This window comes from Micromonospora chalcea (genome assembly GCF_002926165.1).
In the GTDB taxonomy this organism is placed as follows: domain Bacteria; phylum Actinomycetota; class Actinomycetes; order Mycobacteriales; family Micromonosporaceae; genus Micromonospora; species Micromonospora chalcea.
The window spans coordinates 48,554-65,134 of record NZ_MAGP01000117.1; the positions used below are offsets into that span (position 1 = coordinate 48,554).

17 protein-coding genes are annotated in these 16,581 nt (G+C 73.9%); 10 read left to right on the top strand and 7 right to left on the bottom strand.

The features are described from left to right. Positions 1-23 precede the first annotated feature (23 nt). From BAW75_RS17375 to aroA, 3 genes are all read right to left on the bottom strand, one after another. The gene (locus BAW75_RS17375; protein WP_104114249.1) at positions 24-716 is read right to left on the bottom strand and encodes a DUF6348 family protein; all 693 of its coding nucleotides are present in this window, start codon (positions 714-716) and stop codon (positions 24-26) included. Positions 717-771: 55 nt separating this feature from the next. Then, positions 772-1,665: a ribosome small subunit-dependent GTPase A gene (gene rsgA / locus BAW75_RS17380; protein WP_205798140.1), complete on the bottom strand. Its 894-nt coding sequence runs from the start codon at positions 1,663-1,665 to the stop codon at positions 772-774. Positions 1,666-1,869: 204 nt separating this feature from the next. Continuing rightward, positions 1,870-3,171, bottom strand: a complete 1,302-nt coding sequence (gene aroA, locus BAW75_RS17385) for a 3-phosphoshikimate 1-carboxyvinyltransferase (protein WP_104114256.1) — start codon at positions 3,169-3,171, stop codon at positions 1,870-1,872. A 102-nt stretch (positions 3,172-3,273) separates the two neighbouring features. Here aroA and BAW75_RS17390 point away from each other — a divergent pair, with 102 nt between their 5' ends. From BAW75_RS17390 to rsrA, 5 genes are all read left to right on the top strand, one after another. Next, positions 3,274-3,981, top strand: a complete 708-nt coding sequence (locus tag BAW75_RS17390) for an SOS response-associated peptidase (RefSeq protein ID WP_104114250.1) — start codon at positions 3,274-3,276, stop codon at positions 3,979-3,981. A gap of 212 nt (positions 3,982-4,193) precedes the next feature. Beyond that, positions 4,194-4,586, top strand: a complete 393-nt coding sequence (locus tag BAW75_RS17395; protein WP_030503699.1) for a WhiB family transcriptional regulator — start codon at positions 4,194-4,196, stop codon at positions 4,584-4,586. A gap of 96 nt (positions 4,587-4,682) precedes the next feature. Beyond that, on the top strand, positions 4,683-5,294 hold the full coding sequence (locus BAW75_RS17400) for an alpha/beta hydrolase family protein (protein ID WP_104114251.1): 612 nt from the start codon (positions 4,683-4,685) through the stop codon (positions 5,292-5,294). Between the two features lie 228 nt (positions 5,295-5,522). Continuing rightward, a complete protein-coding gene (locus tag BAW75_RS17405; protein ID WP_043328498.1) occupies positions 5,523-6,329 on the top strand; it encodes a sigma-70 family RNA polymerase sigma factor in 807 nt (268 codons plus the stop codon). 2 nt (positions 6,330-6,331) lie between these two features. Further along, on the top strand, positions 6,332-6,619 hold the full coding sequence (gene rsrA, locus BAW75_RS17410) for a mycothiol system anti-sigma-R factor (protein ID WP_043330951.1): 288 nt from the start codon (positions 6,332-6,334) through the stop codon (positions 6,617-6,619). 83 nt (positions 6,620-6,702) lie between these two features. Here rsrA and BAW75_RS33495 read toward each other — a convergent pair whose 3' ends face one another. After that, positions 6,703-6,777: a 50S ribosomal protein bL37 gene (locus tag BAW75_RS33495; protein WP_369752275.1), complete on the bottom strand. Its 75-nt coding sequence runs from the start codon at positions 6,775-6,777 to the stop codon at positions 6,703-6,705. Between the two features lie 238 nt (positions 6,778-7,015). Between BAW75_RS33495 and BAW75_RS17415 the strand changes: the two genes are divergently transcribed. Together BAW75_RS17415 and BAW75_RS17420 are read left to right on the top strand one after the other, a co-directional pair. Beyond that, positions 7,016-7,231, top strand: coding sequence for a biotin/lipoyl-binding carrier protein (locus BAW75_RS17415; protein WP_043328500.1), 216 nt, complete (start codon positions 7,016-7,018; stop codon positions 7,229-7,231). Then, a complete protein-coding gene (locus BAW75_RS17420; RefSeq protein WP_064447885.1) occupies positions 7,228-7,740 on the top strand; it encodes a GNAT family N-acetyltransferase in 513 nt (170 codons plus the stop codon). Before BAW75_RS17415 ends, BAW75_RS17420 begins: the two co-directional genes overlap by 4 nt. A gap of 6 nt (positions 7,741-7,746) precedes the next feature. Here BAW75_RS17420 and BAW75_RS17425 read toward each other — a convergent pair whose 3' ends face one another. Beyond that, entirely contained in the window at positions 7,747-8,322 is a 576-nt protein-coding gene (locus BAW75_RS17425; protein WP_064447884.1) for a TetR/AcrR family transcriptional regulator, read from the bottom strand. Positions 8,323-8,441: 119 nt separating this feature from the next. Between BAW75_RS17425 and BAW75_RS17430 the strand changes: the two genes are divergently transcribed. Next, positions 8,442-10,034 (top strand): MDR family MFS transporter, encoded by a 1,593-nt coding sequence (locus BAW75_RS17430; RefSeq protein WP_064447883.1) that lies wholly within the window; start codon positions 8,442-8,444, stop codon positions 10,032-10,034. 224 nt (positions 10,035-10,258) lie between these two features. Here the strand turns inward: BAW75_RS17430 and BAW75_RS17435 are convergent, their stop codons facing one another. After that, the gene (locus tag BAW75_RS17435) at positions 10,259-11,857 is read right to left on the bottom strand and encodes a tetratricopeptide repeat protein (protein ID WP_104114252.1); all 1,599 of its coding nucleotides are present in this window, start codon (positions 11,855-11,857) and stop codon (positions 10,259-10,261) included. 184 nt (positions 11,858-12,041) lie between these two features. On the opposite strand from BAW75_RS17435, the gene BAW75_RS17440 reads away from it, so the two are divergent. Both BAW75_RS17440 and BAW75_RS17445 read left to right on the top strand, forming a co-directional pair. Beyond that, positions 12,042-13,070 carry an SIS domain-containing protein gene (locus BAW75_RS17440; protein WP_104114253.1) on the top strand — a complete coding sequence of 343 codons (1,029 nt, stop codon included), beginning with the start codon at positions 12,042-12,044 and terminating at the stop codon, positions 13,068-13,070. A 25-nt stretch (positions 13,071-13,095) separates the two neighbouring features. Continuing rightward, complete coding sequence (locus BAW75_RS17445; RefSeq protein ID WP_064447882.1) at positions 13,096-14,685, top strand: PAS domain-containing sensor histidine kinase; 1,590 nt, start codon at positions 13,096-13,098, stop codon at positions 14,683-14,685. Here the strand turns inward: BAW75_RS17445 and BAW75_RS17450 are convergent. Beyond that, positions 14,660-16,573 (bottom strand): glycosyltransferase family 39 protein, encoded by a 1,914-nt coding sequence (locus tag BAW75_RS17450; RefSeq protein WP_244206163.1) that lies wholly within the window; start codon positions 16,571-16,573, stop codon positions 14,660-14,662. The genes BAW75_RS17445 and BAW75_RS17450 overlap by 26 nt on opposite strands. Between the last annotated feature and the right edge of the window lie 8 nt (positions 16,574-16,581).

The following is a 16,581-nucleotide window of genomic DNA, read 5'->3' on the forward strand; positions in this document are numbered from 1 at the left end:
GTCACCCGAGCGCTGTCACCGCCTCAGTCGGGGCCGACCAGGAGGACGAAGGTGCGTGCCAGGCCGAAACGGTCGGTGCGCGGCCAGTCCAGAGCGGCGAGCGCGGCGGCGGACGGCTCGTGCCGCCGGCCGTTGATCCGCACCTCGCACTCGGTGACGTCACCACCCTGGCCGACCAGCATGCGAATGCCGTTGAGATGTGGACGGTCCAGCCCGGCCGCGATCACCGGCGCCAGGGTCGACCACGGCATCGCCTCGGCGAACCACTCCTGCTTGTGCTGCGAGCCGTCGGCGGACCATCCGGTCACGCCGCCGACGATCGCATGCCAGCCGGCGAACCCGCCCTTGTCGCCCGACCTGAAGTGGCTCGCCAGCCGCCCTCGCTGCTCGATCATCTCCAGGACCGTCACCAGGCAGGTCTCGATCCACGCCCCGATCGCCTGACGGGCCACCTCGACCGGGTCGGCGGCCAGGCCGAGCGTGCAGTCGACGATCGTCGGCACGTCCGGCCGGTCCGCGTTCAGCAGGAGCTCCAGGTCCAGGTGGCGGTAGTCGTCGCTGTCCGGTGGAAGGACCCGGACGCCCAGCGATCCCGACCGCAGCATCGGCCCGTCGGTCATCCGCCACTCGCCACCCACCTCGGCGAGCATCGGCGCGGCCAGCTCCAGCACCCGCTCGGCGGGCAGAGGCCGTGGGGTCGGCCGGGGATCGATCATGGTGGGTCAGCGTACCGGTGAGGCCCGGCGCCGTGGGCCCGGCCGGCGACGCCGGTCAGGACCCGGCGAGCGGATCGCCGGGGTTGCGCTCCGGCTCGCGCGGGTCGCCCTCGCCGCTGCGGGAGGCCAGCAACCGGCGGTACGAGGCGAGCCGGCGCGCGTCCGCCTTCCCGGCGGCCACCCAGGCGTCCAGCGCGCAGTCCGCCTCGTCGGCGGTGTGCGGGCAGTTGGCCGGGCAGTCCACCGTCGCCTCGACGAGGTCCGGGAAGCCGTGCAGCAGGCTCTCGGCGGACACGTGGGCCAGCCCGAAGCTGCGTACCCCCGGGGTGTCGACGATCCAGCCGGTGTCGCCGTCGGCGCCGGGCTCGGCGGGCAGCCGCAACGCCACCGCGCTGGTCGAGGTGTGCCGGCCCCGGCCGATCGCGCTGACCGTGCCCACCGCGCGTTCGGCGTCCGGGACCAGGCGGTTGACGAGCGTCGACTTGCCCACGCCGGAGTGACCCACCATCACCGACACCCGGCCGGCGAGCAGCGCGCGCAGCGCGGCCAGGTCGGAGTCCGGGCGGATCAGCACGTACGGCAGCTCCAGCTCGGTGTAGTAGCCGAGCACCGCCTCCGGGCCGCCCAGGTCGGCCTTGGTGAGGCAGAGCAGCGGCTCGATGTCGGCGTCGTACGCGGCCACCAGGCAGCGGTCGATGAACCCGGTACGCGGCGGCGGGTCGGCGAGCGCGCTGACGATCACCAACTGGTCGGCGTTCGCCACCACCACCCGTTCCAGCCGCCCCTCGGCGGTGGTCTCGTCGTCGTCCGCGGTACGCCGCAGCACCGAGGTCCGTTCGGCGATGCGCACGATCCGGGCCAGCGCGCCCGGCGCGCCGGAGGTGTCCCCGACCAGACCCACCCGGTCACCCACCACCACCGACTTGCGTCCCAGCTCGCGGGCGCGCATGGCGGTGACGAGCGGGGCATCCGGCCCGGCCCCGGGCAGCACGCAGGTGTAGCGGCCCCGGTCGACGGCGATGACGAACCCGTCGACGGCGTCGGCGTGCCGGGGGCGGGTGCGCGTACGCGGCCGCGACGACCGGCCCGGTCGGACCCGGACGTCGTCCTCGTCGTACTCGCGCCGCTTCGTCGCCAGGACGTCCCCCCGCTGTCAGTTCTTGCCGGTCACCATCCCCGACCATAGTGCCGGGAACTCCGGCATGGTCTTGGAGGTGCACGCCACGTCGTCGACCTCGATGCCGGGGACGGCCAGCCCGGCCACCGCCGCCGCGTGCGCCATCCGGTGGTCGGCGTACGTGCGGAACGTCCCGCCGCGCAGCGGGCGGGGCCGGATGTCCAGCCCGTCGGGGGTCTCGGTGATGTCCGCGCCGAGCGCGGTGAACTCCTTGGCGAGTGCGGTGACCCGGTCGGTCTCGTGGCCCCGGATGTGGCCGATGCCGGTGAGCCGGGACGGGCCGTCGGCCAGCAGCGTGAGCGCGGTCAGCACCGGGGTCAGCTCGCCGACGTCGGAGAGGTCGGCGTCCAGCCCGCGTACCGTGCCGGTGCCCCGCACGGTCAGGCCGTCGGTGCCGAGCGTCACCTCGCCGCCCATCCGGTGCAGCAGCTCCCGCAGCCGCTCGACCGGCTGGAGGCTGCTGCGCGGCCAGTCCTGCAACGTCACCTCGCCGCCGGTGACCAGCGCGGCGGCGAAGAACGGCGCGGCGCCGGAGAGGTCGGGTTCGATCTCCCAGCCCCGCCCGGACAGCGGGCCCGGCTCGACGGCCCAGACGTCCGGCGTGGTGTCGTCCACCGCGGCGCCGGCGGCGCGCAGCATCTGCACCGTCATCCGCAGGTGCGGCGCGGACGGGACCGGGGGACCCTGGTGCCGGACCACCACGCCCCGGTCGAACCGGGGCGCGGCCAGCAGCAGCCCGGAGACGAGCTGGCTGGACGCGGAGGCGTCGATGACCACGTCGCCGCCGGTCACCTGCCCGGCGCCGAGCACGACGAGCGGCAGGCTGCCCGTCGGCGGGGCGTCGATGCGGACGCCGAGCGCCCGCAGCGCGCCGATCAGCGGGCCGAGCGGGCGCGTGCGGGCGTGCGGGTCGCCGTCGAACGTGACCCGGCCGGCGGCCAGCCCCACCGCCGGCGGCAGGAAGCGCATCACCGTGCCGGCCAGGCCGACGTCGACGTGCGCCGGCCCGGCGAGCGGATGCGGGCGGACCAGCCAGCGGTCGTCGTCGGAGATGGACATGTGCGCGCCCAGCTCGCGCAGGCCGCCGGCCATCAGCTCGGTGTCCCGGGCGCGCAGCGGCCGGGCCAGTGTCGACGGCCCGCTGGCCAGCGCGCCGAGCACCAGGGCCCGGGCGGTCATCGACTTGGAGCCGGGCAGGCGCAGTGTCGCGGCGACCGGGTCGCTGGCGGTCGGCGCGGTCCACGGTTGCGGCTGACGGGTAGCGATCGGATTCCCCACGGTCACATTCTGCCAAGTTCCCGGCCCGGTGGAACCGTCCGTGGCCGCTGCTCCCGTTGGGCGGGACAGCCGAAACGTCCGGATGGGGCTAGCGTGGGCGCCATGTGCGGGAGGTACGCCACGACCCGGAGCGCCGGTGACCTGAGCGCGCTGTTCTCCTCGGCTGACGAGACCGGCGGGGTGGCGCCGGACTTCAACGTCGCCCCGACCGATCCGGTGCCGCTGGTCCGGCTCGCTCCGGAGGGGCACCGGCTGCTCTCCCTGGGCCGCTGGGGGCTGTTGCCGGGGTGGTCCCGCAGCGCCGCCGGCGCCGCCCGCATGATCAACGCGCGGGCCGAGACGGTCGCGACCAGCCGGGCGTACGCGCCGTCGTTCGCCCGGCGCCGGTGCCTGGTGCCGGCCGACGGGTGGTACGAGTGGGTCCGGCTCGCCGGTGGCGGGCGGCAGCCCTACTTCATGACGCCCCGGGACGGCTCGGTGCTCGCCTTCGCCGGCATCTGGTCGGTGTGGGAGTCGGCCGGGGTGGCCCGGCTCACGTTCAGCGTGCTCACCACCGCTGCGGTCGGCGAGCTGGCCGAGGTGCACGACCGGATGCCGCTGCTGCTGGCGCCGGATCGCTGGGCGGATTGGCTCGGCCCCGCCGACGACCCGGCCGGGTTGCTCGCGCCGCCCGACGCCGGCCTGCTCGCCGGGCTGGAGATCCGCCCGGTCTCCCGGGCGGTCGGCGACGTCCGCAACGACGGTCCCGAGCTGATCGCGCGGGTGTCTCCGGAGGGCGTGGAGGCGGTCTCCGGGCCGACCCTGTTCTGATCACGCTCCGCCACATCGACGCGCCCCGTTTGCCGGGGTTGCGCCGGAAAAGTCGCCCGGACGTTCAGTCAGTTTCATTGAAGACTCTTGTCCTTACGTATGCGAATGCGATAGAACACAGCGCCGGTGATGGGCGTTGGTTCGCACGGGGCGACGACACCCATCGATCTTGCTGAAAGATCTCTGCCGGTCCCACGGGGGAGGTGGGTGTATTGACACGGGCACGCATGCCCCGCCCGCACGAGGTCGCCGCGGCACGGCGCGACCCACGACTGCTGCGGGCTCTGCACGAACGACGCCAGGACGAGGCGTGGCGCACCAGAGGCACCTGTCAGAACGTCGATCCGGAGACGTTCTTCCCGGCGCCGAACGAGCCGGCCGACGCGGCGGTGGCGCTCTGCCGCACGTGCGACGTCCAGGGCTCCTGCCTGGCCTGGGCGCTGGAGGTGGGCGACTGCCACGGCGTCTGGGGCGGCACCACGCCGCGCGAACGCCGAGCCATGCTCGTGGCCTGGCGCAGCGAGGTCCAGCCCGATCCGGACGCGATCGACGACGCCGGCCCGCCGGTGCGTGACCGCCTGCTCACCCTGGTGCCGCTGAGCTGATCCCTCGTCGCCCGTGGCCTGTTCGCAGGTCACGGGCGACGACCGGTTCGGCCCGTCCCGGCGCCGCCGGCCGACCGGCACGCGCAGAATGGGCCGGTGCGGCACGACGACGAGATCGACACACCCCGGGGACGGGCCCGGTTCCGCTTCCACCCGCCCGCAGACGGCGCGACAGTGCTGGTGCTGGGCCACGGGGCAGGCGGCGACGTGGACGCGCCGGACCTCACGGCGGTCCGGGACGCGGTGCGCGACGCCGGGGCCGGGGTGGCCCTGGTGACCCAGCCGTACCGGGTCGCCGGGCGGCGCGCGCCCGCTCCCGCCGGGCACCTCGACGAGGCGTGGACGGCGGTGCTGGCCGAGCTTCGCCGGCGCGCCCCGCAGGTGCGCGACTGGGTGGTCGGCGGCCGGTCCAGCGGCGCCCGGGTGGCCTGCCGCACCGCCGCCGCCGTCGGGGCGGCTGGAGTCGTCGCGCTGGCGTTCCCGCTGCACCCGCCGGGCCGGCCGGAACGCTCCCGGGCCGCGGAACTGCTCACCGGGCTGCCCACGCTCGTGGTCAACGGCGACCGGGACCCGTTCGGCGTGCCCGAATCCGGCCCGGGGATCGAGGTGGTGGTCCGGCTGGGACAGCGGCACGACCTGCGGGGCGACCCGGCCGGCACGGCCGCCGTGGTCCGGGACTGGCTGCGCGTACACGGATGGTTGTCCTGAGCGGCGGCGCGCGCCGTGACCGTCGCCCGCGGCGGGTCGTTGCACCGGTTGGTGCCGGCCGCCCGGTTCGGGTGCGCCGGGGCCACCCTCCCAGGCCCTTCCTGGTCCCAGCGGCGGTCGCGGCCGCCGCCGGGGCCAGGATCGGGTGGGACCTGTGGAATGCCGCACCCCGTACCTCGCGTTACCTCCCTGTGGACGACGACAGTGCCAGCGCGAGGGGGGTGACCGGTGCCGATACAGACACGGAGCCGGGAACGGGACGAACGGGACGAGCGGCAGCTCAGGCGGCTGCTCGACGCGCCGGAGTGGCCCGCGGCGTCGGTCGTGAGCACCGGCACAGACTCCGGAAGTGAATCTGCCGGAAAGTGGGTACGCGTATCCTCAGCGGGAAAGCATCCGACGCGAGGGGATGTGCGGTTGACCACCGAGAAGACGGACGAGCGCAGGGCCCGCTTCGAGCGGGACGCTATGCCCTTCGTCGACCAGCTCTACGCCGCCGGTCTGCGGATGACCCGCAACCCGGCCGACGCGGAGGACCTGGTTCAGGAGACGTACCTGAAGGCGTACGCCGCCTTCCACCAGTTCGAGCAGGGCACGAACCTGAAGGCCTGGCTCTACCGGATCCTGACCAACACCTACATCAACACCTACCGTAAGCGGCAGCGGCAGCCCATTCAGGCGCCGACCGAGGAGATCACCGACTGGCAGCTCGCCGAGGCCGAGTCGCACACCTCCAGCGGCCTGCGCTCGGCCGAGACGGAGGCGCTCGACCGGCTCCCGGACAGCGACGTCAAGGAGGCCCTCCAGCAGTTGCCGGAGGAGTTCCGCCTGGCCGTCTACCTGACCGACGTCGAGGGCTTCTCCTACAAGGAGGTCGCCGACATCATGGGCACGCCGATCGGCACCGTGATGTCCCGTCTGCACCGTGGCCGACGTAATCTGCGGAAGCTGCTCGAGCAGTACGCGGCGGAGCGCGGTTTCAGCGCCGCCTCGTCGAAGAAGGGTTCGACCGCCGCCGCCAGCCGGGAGGTGTGACCGTGAGCTGTGGACAACCGCACGAGACGGACTGCCGCGAGGTGCTCGCCGAGGTCTACCTCTACCTCGACCTGGAGTGCGGCGAGGAGCGCCGGCTGCTGATCCGGCACCACCTGGACGAGTGCGGGCCGTGCCTGCGCGAGTACGGCATCGAGCAGGAGGTCAAGGCGCTCGTGGCCCGGTGCTGCGGCAACGACTCGGCGCCGGAGAAGCTGCGTGAGCGGCTGCGTCTGCGGCTGACCGAGCTGGTGGTCTTCGAGACCACCGAGTCCCGCGAACTGGCCGACTGAACAAGCGACGGAACGGCCCGGGTCCGAATGATCGGACCCGGGCCGTCACGCGTTTCCGGCAGGTGCCGCGCTGCTCCCGATGATCAGGAGTTGGGGCGCTTGCCGTGGTTGGCGCTGCTCTTCTTCCGGGCCTTCTTCTTGCGGGCCTTCTTCGCCATGCTCTGCCTCCTTGTGCTGGTCACGGTTCCGTCCGCGGCTGGCCGCGGCGGAGGTCGCGGTGTGGCTCCCCGGCTCGCCGGTGGCCGACCCGCACGATGCTAGTGCCGACGCAGCCCGCCGGAGCGCGCTGGGGCGCATCGCGTGCCCGGTGGTGCGCGGCCCGGCGTGACCGGCGTCATGATTGGATACCGTTCGCAGGACTGTCGGGGAGTCGTCGGGGAGAGGGAGGGCCGGAAGATGGCCGAGGAGATCCGCGCCGAGATGGTGGCGAACGTCTGGAAGGTCGTGGTGTCGGCCGGCGACACCGTGTCCGAGGGCGACACGCTCGTCATCCTGGAGTCGATGAAGATGGAGATCCCGGTGGTCGCCGAGTCCGACGGCGTGGTGCAGCGCCTCGCCGTCAACGAGGGAGACGTGGTGCAGGACGGCGACCTGATCGCGGAGATCGGTTGACCGCCCTGCTGGTGCGCCGCGCCGAGCCGGCGGACTTCCCGGCCGTGGCGCGTCTGACTGTGGCCGCGTACGAGGCGGACGGCCAGCTCAAGGACGAGAGCGGCTACGCGCCGGTGCTCGCCGACGTGGCCACCCGCGCCCAGACCGGCGAGGTGCTGGTGGCCGTCGACGACACCACCGGCCAGGTGCTCGGCGCGGTGACGTTCGTGCTGCCCGGCACCCCGTACGCCGAACTCGCCGGCCCGGGCGAGGCGGAGTTCCGGATGCTCGCGGTGGATCCGGCCGCGCAGGGCCGGGGCGCCGGCGCCGCGCTCGCGGCCGCGTGCGTGACGCGCGCGACGGAGCTGGGCTGCACGGCGGTGGTGATCTGCGTACGCGCCGGGATGGCGGCGAACGCGCACCGCCTCTACGAGCGGCTCGGGTTCGTCCGGCTGCCGGAGAAGGACTGGTCGCCGCTGCCCGGCATCGACCTGCTCGGTCTGCGACTGGACCTGACCGCGGCGGGCTGAACCGGCTCAGCCCTGGCCGGTCTCGCCGATCTTGGCGAGCAGCTCGTCGGCCACCTCGAGCGCGATCCGCTTCCGCTCGTCGTCGGTGATGCCGGGCGCGCGGACCGCGAACCAGCTGGTGTGCACCGCGAACAGCGTCAGCGTGGCGCGCAGCTGGGCGGCCGGCGAGTCGTCACCCCGGCACAGCTCGTGGGCCAGCCGCATCATCCGGTCCCGCATCTGCTGGCCGGCGACCAGGCTCTTGAGCACCGTCTGGTTCTGCTCGAAGAAGCGCATCACCTGGGGCAGGTCGCCGGCGAACATGCTGTCGGCGTACCGCCCGAGCAGGGCGCGCCGGGTCGCCAGGGTGGGTGGCTGGTCGGCGGCCCAGGCGATCAGCTCGTCCATCCGGCGCAGCCGGTCGTCGACGAAGCTGGTGACGATCTCGTCCTTGCTCTTGAAGTGGTAGTAGAGCGCCGCCTTCGTGACGCCGAGCCGCTCGGCGATCTCCCGCAGTGACGTCTTCTCGTAGCCCTGCTCGGTGAAGAGTTCCAAGGCGACGGCCTGGATGCGCTGCCGTGTGCCTCCTGTGGTCTCCCTCACCAGCCGACTTCCTTCCAATCCGCTTGACGTCCGACCTTCATCAGCTTACCGTCCGGCTAGTAAGTCAACTAGCCGGGCGGCAAGTAAGTTGATCACATGATCTGCGGGGGAGCCTACCGATGAGTCAACAAGCCCCGGTCGTCGCGAGACCGAACATCCGCGTCGTCCTGTTCGGCCTGATGATCGCGATGATGCTCGCGATGCTCGACAACATGATCGTCAGCACCGCGCTGCCGCGGATCGTCTTCGAGTTCGGGGGCGCCGACCACTTCACCTGGGTGGTCACCGCGTACGTGCTGGGCACGACTGTCTCCACGCCGATCTGGGGCAAACTCGGCGACCTCTACGGACGCAAGGCCGTCTTCCTCACCGCCGTCGTCGTGTTCCTGGTCGGCTCGGCGCTGTGCGGCATGTCCGGCTCCGGCGTCTTCGGCGGCGCCGACAGCGGCATGATCGAGCTGATCGCGTTCCGCGCCGTGCAGGGCCTCGGCGCCGGTGGCCTGATGGTCGGCGTCATGGCGATCATCGGTGACCTGGTGCCGCCCCGCGAGCGGGGCCGCTACCAGGGCATGATCGCCGGCATCATGGCCATCGCCATGGTCGCGGGGCCGCTGGTCGGCGGCTTCATCACCGACAACCTCTCCTGGCGCTGGGCGTTCTACGTCAACCTGCCGCTGGGCGGAGTGGCGCTGCTGGTCCTGGCCACCACCATGCACCTGCCGAAGTACCGCACCGAGCACAAGATCGACTGGCTGGGCGCGGCGCTGCTGTCCGTGGGCATCACCGCGATCGTGCTGGTCACCACATGGGGCGGCAACCAGTACGACTGGGCTTCGCCGCAGATCCTCGGCCTCGCCGTGCTGGCGGTGGCCGCGCTCGGCGTGTTCGCTCTCGTCGAGCGGCGCGCGCCCGAGCCGATCCTGCCGCTGAGCCTGTTCGCCAACCGCAACTTCGCGCTGATCTCGGTGATCGGGTTCCTGCTCGGCTTCGCCATGTTCGGCGCGATGAACTTCCTGCCGCTCTACCAGCAGACCGTCCAGGGCGCCTCGGCCACCAACAGCGGCCTGCTGCTGCTCCCGCTCATGTTCGGCATGCTCGTGGTCTCGCTCGTGGTCGGCCGGACGATCACCAAGACCGGCCGCTACCGGGCCTTCCCGATCGTCGGCGGCGTCGTGATGGCCGCCGGGATGGGCCTGCTCAGCCTGCTCGACGTGGACACCAGCAAGGCGCAGTCCTCGCTCTACATGGTCGTGCTCGGCGTCGGCATGGGCTTCCTGATGCAGACCTCGATGCTGATCGCGCAGAACAGCGTCGAGCAGAAGGACCTCGGAGCCGCCAGCGGCGCCGCCACGTTCTTCCGGTCCATCGGCGGCTCGTTCGGCGTCTCCCTCTTCGGCGCGATCTTCGCCAACCGTCTCGCCGACTCGGCGGCCGGCCCCGCGTTCGCGGGCTCGGGTGGCGGTGAGGGCGGCGCGATGAACCTGGAAGCCCTCAAGAAGCTCACCGGCCCGATGCGCGAGGCGGTGCTCGGCGGTCTCGCCGACGCCATCTCGCACGTCTTCTTCTGGGCGGTCCTCTTCACCGTCGCCGTGCCGGTGCTCGCCTGGTTCATCAAGGAGGTGCCGCTGCGCGCGACGAACGACGTGCGGCCGGCCGGCCCCACGCCGGAGGACGAGGCCGAGGCCGCGCTCGGCAAGGCCCCCGTCGCCTGACTCACCCGCCGCGGCCCCGCGCCCCCACCTCGGGGGTACGCGGGGCCGCCGCGTCTCCACTCCAGCGAGGCACCCGGTGCCTTCCGCCCGCTGCCCGCCACATCGGGGGAGTGGTGGGGTCGGAGGGGAGTTGATCGCGCCACCTCGGCGAAGTGGCGGCGCTCGGCTGGGTGGTGGGGGCCGGGGAGCCGGCCGGAAATGGGGCCCCGGAACGGCCCCGGCGCTCAGCCTCTGCGGAACAGGGCGGTGAGGCGTCGCCAGAGGCGGCGCAGCGGGCCTCCGCCGGCGCCGGCGATGAGCGAGTCGGCGGTGGCGCGGGCGGCCGGGTCGAGGGCCGGGGTCGCCCGCGCCAGATAGGCGAGCGACACCGCCACCGGGGTACGCCGGGCGGTGCCGGATGCCACCTCGGTGAGCCGCCCGGCCACCACGGCGGCCACGTCGGCGCGGGTGGCCGGGTCCACCCAGGCGGCGGTGACCAGGGCGAACAGCGCCGCCTCGGCGGCCGGGCCGGGATCGGTGGCCAGTTCGTGCAGCACCCGCCGCCGGGTCGACGACTCCCACGGCTCGTCGGTGCGGTGGTGCAGCAGGCCGAGGCAGGCCCAGACCTGCGCGCAGCGTCTCCACAGTGCCGGGTCCTGCCCGCCGAGCACGCGGCCCAGCGCGGTGGCGGGTGCCTCCGGCGGGTGCGCCAGCAGCGCGAGCAGGTCGGCGAGGTCCAGTGTGGCCAGCCCGACAGCGGCGTCGTACGCGGCCGGGGGGTGCGCCCACGCCGGGTGCGCCAGGTGCTGGAGGCGGCGTACCGCGGCTGCCGAGGGAGCGGGCCCGTCGGGGGACGGGAAATCGTCGTCTGCCGGTGTGACCTGACCCAGCCAGGGCCGCCCCCGGCAGCATTCGGCGAGGTCGCCGTGCTCGTGCGTGTCGTCCGGATGTTCCCGGACGAAGTCGGCGAGCGCCACCAGGTGGTCCACGTCGCCGTCGCGCAGGTAGCGCAGCCGGTGCGCGGTGTGCACGGCACAGTCGAAGGTGGGGTCCTTCGCCAGCGCCCGGTCGATCCAGCCCAGCGCCGCGTCGAGCCGGCCGTTGTCGGCGAGCGTGCCGGCGATGTCCGCGTAGACGGCGAGGTCGTCGGGGTCGAGCGCGACAGCCCGTTCCAGCGCCGCCAGCGCCTCGCCGGTGCGGCCGGCGCTGCGGTACGCGTACCCGAGCCACACCTCGCCGAGTTTGGTGGGCTGTGCGCGTACCCCCCGGGTGGCCCAGGTGACGGCGAGGGTGACCTCGCCGAGGCGCCGGGCCAGCGCGGACGCCGCGCCCAGCAGCAGCGGGTGGGCCGGATGCACGGTGATCGCATTGCGGGCCAGCGTGAGGTACGGCGCCAGCGGCTCGCGCAGCCGGCGCGGCGCGGGGTCGGGCGCCGCCGCGCAGACCTGCATGAGGATCCGGGCGGTGCGTTCGGGGTCGAGGCGTTCCGGCAGGTCGGTGGCGGTCACCCAGGGTACGGCGGCCCACGGCGCGGCGGGCGCGTAGCCGGTGGCGGCGGCCAGCAGGTCGAGCCCTTCGGCGGGCCGGCCGGCGGCGGCGAGCAGGTGCGCGCGGGCCACCACGGCGCCGACGAACGCCTGCTGACCGAGCGGGAAGAGGTCCAGGTCGCCGCCGCTGGCCGCGTCCAGCCGGGCGAGCGCTTCGTGCGCCTCGGGCAGCGTGGGGGAGCGGACCAGCGCGGCGGCGATGTGGTCGGCGGCGTGCCGCAGGTCGCCCTCGCCCAGCGCCAGCCGGGCCAGCGCGAGTTCCTCCTCCGCCGAGAGCGCGGCGTCGTCCTCGGGCACGTCGTCCTTCCGCCGGTCGGGGTCGGTCAGCCGGGCAAGCCTAGGGGATCTTCCGTCAATTAGTGATCCACTGCGCACTCCTGCTCGTTGCGTTGATTGAGGCTGCTGAAACGTGCAAGACTGAGCATCGAACGCGCGAGAAACGCGCAGAAGGAGGTCTGGAGTGACGCGAGCAGGGGCCGGTATGGCCGCCGACATCGACGAGCAGCCGGCCGGTTACGAGCGTCTGCTCTCCGCCGAGCACGCCGCGGCGATCGCCGAGGTCGCGGCCGTCGTCGCGCAGCGGCGCCCCCGGCACGTGGTGTTCACCGCGCGGGGCACCTCCGACCACGCCGCGCTCTACGCGGCCTACCTGACCGAGATCCGCCTCGGACTGCCCGCCGGGCTGGCCTCGCCCAGCGCGATCACCGTCTTCGGCGCCCGGCCCGACCTCTCCGACGCGCTCGTCGTCGGCGTCAGCCAGAGCGGCGGCTCGCCCGACCTCGCCGAGGTGCTGCGGGTCGCCCGCGCCTCCGGCGCGCTCAGCCTGGCCGTCACCAACAACCCCGGCTCGCCGCTGGTCGAGACCGCCGAGCTGAGCGTGGACATCGCCGCCGGCCACGAGCGGGCGGTCGCCGCCACCAAGACCTACACCGCCGAACTGCTCGCGCTGCTCATGCTGATCGAGGGGGTACGCGCCGGCGACGGCGTGCTGCCCGCCGAGGAGCGCGCCGCGCTGAGCCGGCTGCCCGAGCTGGCCGCGCAGACGCTCGCCGACGACACCCCGGCCCGGCTCGCGCCGCGCTACCGGTTCGCCGCCCAGCTCGTCACCACCGGCCGGGGGTACGCGTACCCGACCGCGCGCGAGGCGGCGCTGAAGCTGATGGAGACCTCGTACCTGCCGGCGCTCGCCTTCTCCGGCGCCGACCTGCTGCACGGCCCGCTCGCCATGACCGATCCGGACGTACCGGTGCTCGCCGTCGTCGGCTCCGGCCCCGGCGGCACGTCGATGCGCGAAGTGCTGCCCCGCCTCGGCGAGCGCCGCGCCGACGTGGTGGTGGTCGGCTCCGCCGAGGTCGGCGAGACCCGGATGGCGGTGCCCGAGGTCGACGAGCGGTACGCGCCGCTGCTCGACATCCTGCCGCTGCAACGGCTCGCGCTGGCCCTGGCGCTGGCCCGGGGCGAGGACCCGGACGCGCCGCGCGGCTTGAAGAAGGTCACGGCGACGATGTGAGGCCCGGCGTGGCACGCTGTGTGGCGTGTCCACCCTCCGTGACCTCGCCGAGGAGCACACCGCGCTCCGCCCGGCCGACATCGACCACCTGCACCGGATCGCCGGCGACTGGCAGCTGCTGTCCGACCTGTCCTTCGCCGACCTGCTGCTCTGGGTGCCGGTGGACGGCGACGGCACGTTCCTCTGCGTGGCCCAGGTCCGTCCCACCACCGCCCCGACCGCCTACCTGGACGACCAGGTCGGGCGGATCGTCGGCGGGGCCGAGGTGGCCCACCTGGAGGTGGCCTACCGGCAGGGACGGATCTGGCGCGAGGGCGACCCGGTCTGGTACGGCGACGTCCCGGCCCGCCACGAGGCGATCCCGGTCCGGCTGCGTACCGGCGACGGTGAAGCCGGCGAGGTGATCGCCGTGGTGGGCCGGGACACCAACCTGTCCACCGCGCGCACCCCCAGCCAGCTGGAACTGAACTACCTGACCACCGCCGACGACCTGGCCCAGATGATCGCCGATGGCACGTTCCCGCCGCCCCGGCACCCCGGCGAGACCACCTCGGCGCCCCGGGTCGGCGACGGCCTGGTGCGGCTCGACGCCAACGGCAAGGTCACCTACGCCAGCCCGAACGCCCAGTCCGCGTACCGCCGCCTCGGCTACGCCTCCCACCTCGTCGGCGAGGACCTGGCCAAGCTGCACCGCCGGCTCGCCGGCGACCCCCTCGAAGGCACCGACGCGGGCAATGCCGTGCTCGCCGCGCTGCGCGGCGAGGCGCCGCCCCGGCGGGAGATCGACGCCCGCGGCGCGACCATGCTCACCCGGGCGCTGCCGCTGATGCCCGCCGGAGTGCCGATCGGCGCGCTGGTGCTGGTCCGCGACATCACCGAGGTACGCCGCCGCGACCGCGCCCTGATCACCAAGGACGCCACCATCCGGGAGATCCACCACCGGGTGAAGAACAACCTCCAGACCGTCGCCGCGCTGCTGCGCCTGCAGGCCCGGCGGGTCTCCATGCCCGAGGCCCGGGTCGCGCTGGAGGAATCGGTACGCCGGGTCGCCTCGATCGCGCTGGTGCACGAGACGCTCTCCATGTCCAGCGACGAGGCGGTCGAGTTCGACGGCATCGTGGACCGGGTGGCCAGCGCCGCCACCGAGGTCGCCGCCACCGAGGTGAGTGTCGGCATGCGCCGCCGCGGCACGTTCGGCGTCCTGCCCGCCGAGATCGCCACCTCGCTGGTGATGGTGCTCAACGAGCTGCTGCTCAACGCCGTCGAGCACGGTTTCCCGTCGGCCGAGGAGGAGGCGGCCGCTCCTCCTGTGGACGTGCCCCGGCCGGAGGCGGGGGTTTCCGCGCCCCGGCCCGAGGTTGTGGTCTCCGCGCACCGGGCGCGCAAGCAACTGCACGTCACGGTGACCGACAACGGCCGGGGGCTGCCCGAGCAGTTCGACGCCGAGCGCGGCGGCAACCTGGGCCTGCAGATCGTCCGGGCGCTGGTCACCGGCGAGCTGCGCGGCACCATCGAGCTGCGTAACGGCGCCGACGGCGGCACCGAGGCGGCCATCGTCGTACCGCTGGCCCGCGGCACCACCGACCGCCTCACCGGACGAGCAGGGCCACTGTGATCCCCGGACGCGGCCACACCTGCCGCACCGTGTAGCCCGCGCGCAGCGCGTCGCCCTTCGCACCCGGCACCGCCGCCAACGGGTCCGCGCGCCGGCCGGTGACCACCAGCCACACCCGGTTCACCCCGGCCAGGCACCGCGCCGGGTCGTCGCACTCCACGGCCCAGAGGCTCGCGTCCTGACGCTGGTCGCGGACCACCAGCACGTCGCGTGGCAGCCTCGACCCCAGGTGGTACGCCATGCCGAGATCCGGGAACAGCCAGCCGTCCCGGGGCGAGTAGACGATCGCGTCGCCCGGCCCCTGCCCGGCGCGGATGGTCCCGGCCGCGCCCGCGTAGTCGACGGGTGCGCTGCGCGGCCACTCGTGGGTGCGGCGCAGCGCCGCCTGATCGGGCAACCCGAGCAGCCCGGCCAGGACCACCACCGCGATTCCCGCCGCGACCCGTCCGCGCGGCGACGTCGGCCCTTGCTCTGCTTCCACGGGCGCGGCAGTGCGGCCGGCTGCGGCGGGTGTCGCCGTGCGCGCTGGTTCAGCGGGCGTTGCTTCAGCGGGCGCTGCTGTTGCCGGCGTTCGGGCCGGTGCGGGAGTGACCCGCGCGGCAGCCAGCGCGGCGCCGGCCAGTACGCAGGCGAACGGCACGGTGAAGACCAGGTAGCGGGTCACCCAGACCGGCACCATCGTTCCGGCGGCGAACATCAGCAGCACCGGCAGCAGCACGGCGGCGGCCGGCAGCAGCGCCCGGCGACCCAGCCGGGCCACGCCGAGCGCCGCGAGCGCGAGCACGAAACCGCCGACGACGCCGCTCTGCGCCAGCGCACCCGGTAGCGCCGCCAGGTCGGGCAGGCGCGCCGGGTCGACCCAGTCGAGCTGTCGACCGCGCTGCCCCCGGGCGACGAGTGCCAGTGGGGTGACGAGCACGACGGCCGGCACCCGCGCCAGCAGCCACCAGGCCAGCGTCTCCCGAGCCTCGCCGGTCACGTTCTGCGGTTCCGCTTCCGGCGCGTCCGTGCCATGCTCCCTGCTCCCGGGATGCGGTGACACCCGTGGCGTTCCACCGGCGTTCGATCTCGTGGCTGGGTGGAACGCCGTGGGTGTCTGCGGGGCGTCGTGACACCCGTGGTGTTCCACTCGCGCTCGATCTCGTGGCTGGGTGGAACGCCACAGGTGTCTGCGGCGTGGCCGGCTCGCGTCGGGCATCTGGGCTCGGGACTGGCCGGGCGGATCGACGACCCCCGCAGGGCCATGTGCGGCGGTCAGCAGCACCACCACGGCGTGCGCGGCGAGCAGGGTGAGCGCGACCAGGTGGAGCAGGCCGAGCGCGGCGACCGCAGCGGCGTACCCGGCCCAGCGCAGCCAGGTCGGCCGGCGCAGCGCCTCGACCAGCAGCAGCGTGGCCAGCACGGCGAGCAGCGTGGCTAGGGCGTACGGGCGGGCCTCCTGCCCGTACCGCGAGGTGACCGGCAGGACCGCGAACAGCAGTCCGGCCAGCAGCCCGGCGCGACGGCCGACCAGCACCGCGCCGAGGCGGGCGGTGAGCGCGGCGGCCACGGCCATGGCGAGCACGGAGGGCAGTCGCAGCGCCGTCGGCGACGTGCCGGCAACCGCCGTCCAGCCGTGCATGAGCAGGTAGTACGGCCCGGTGGCGGCGTCGATGGTGCGGGTCATCCGGGCCAGGTCGGATAGCGGGCGGGTGGCCGCGCTCCAGGTGGCCAGCTCGTCCCGCCACGGCTGGGCGTGCCCGATCCCGGCCAGCGTCACCACGAGCGTGAGCAGCCCCGGCGTCACCCACACCGCCCAGCCGGGAAGGGCGCGAACAGACGCGGGCCCGAACCTCCTCACCCCCGCAGCGTCACACGCCCGCTCCCGCTCACCCCCCAGCTCCCCCATTTCCCACC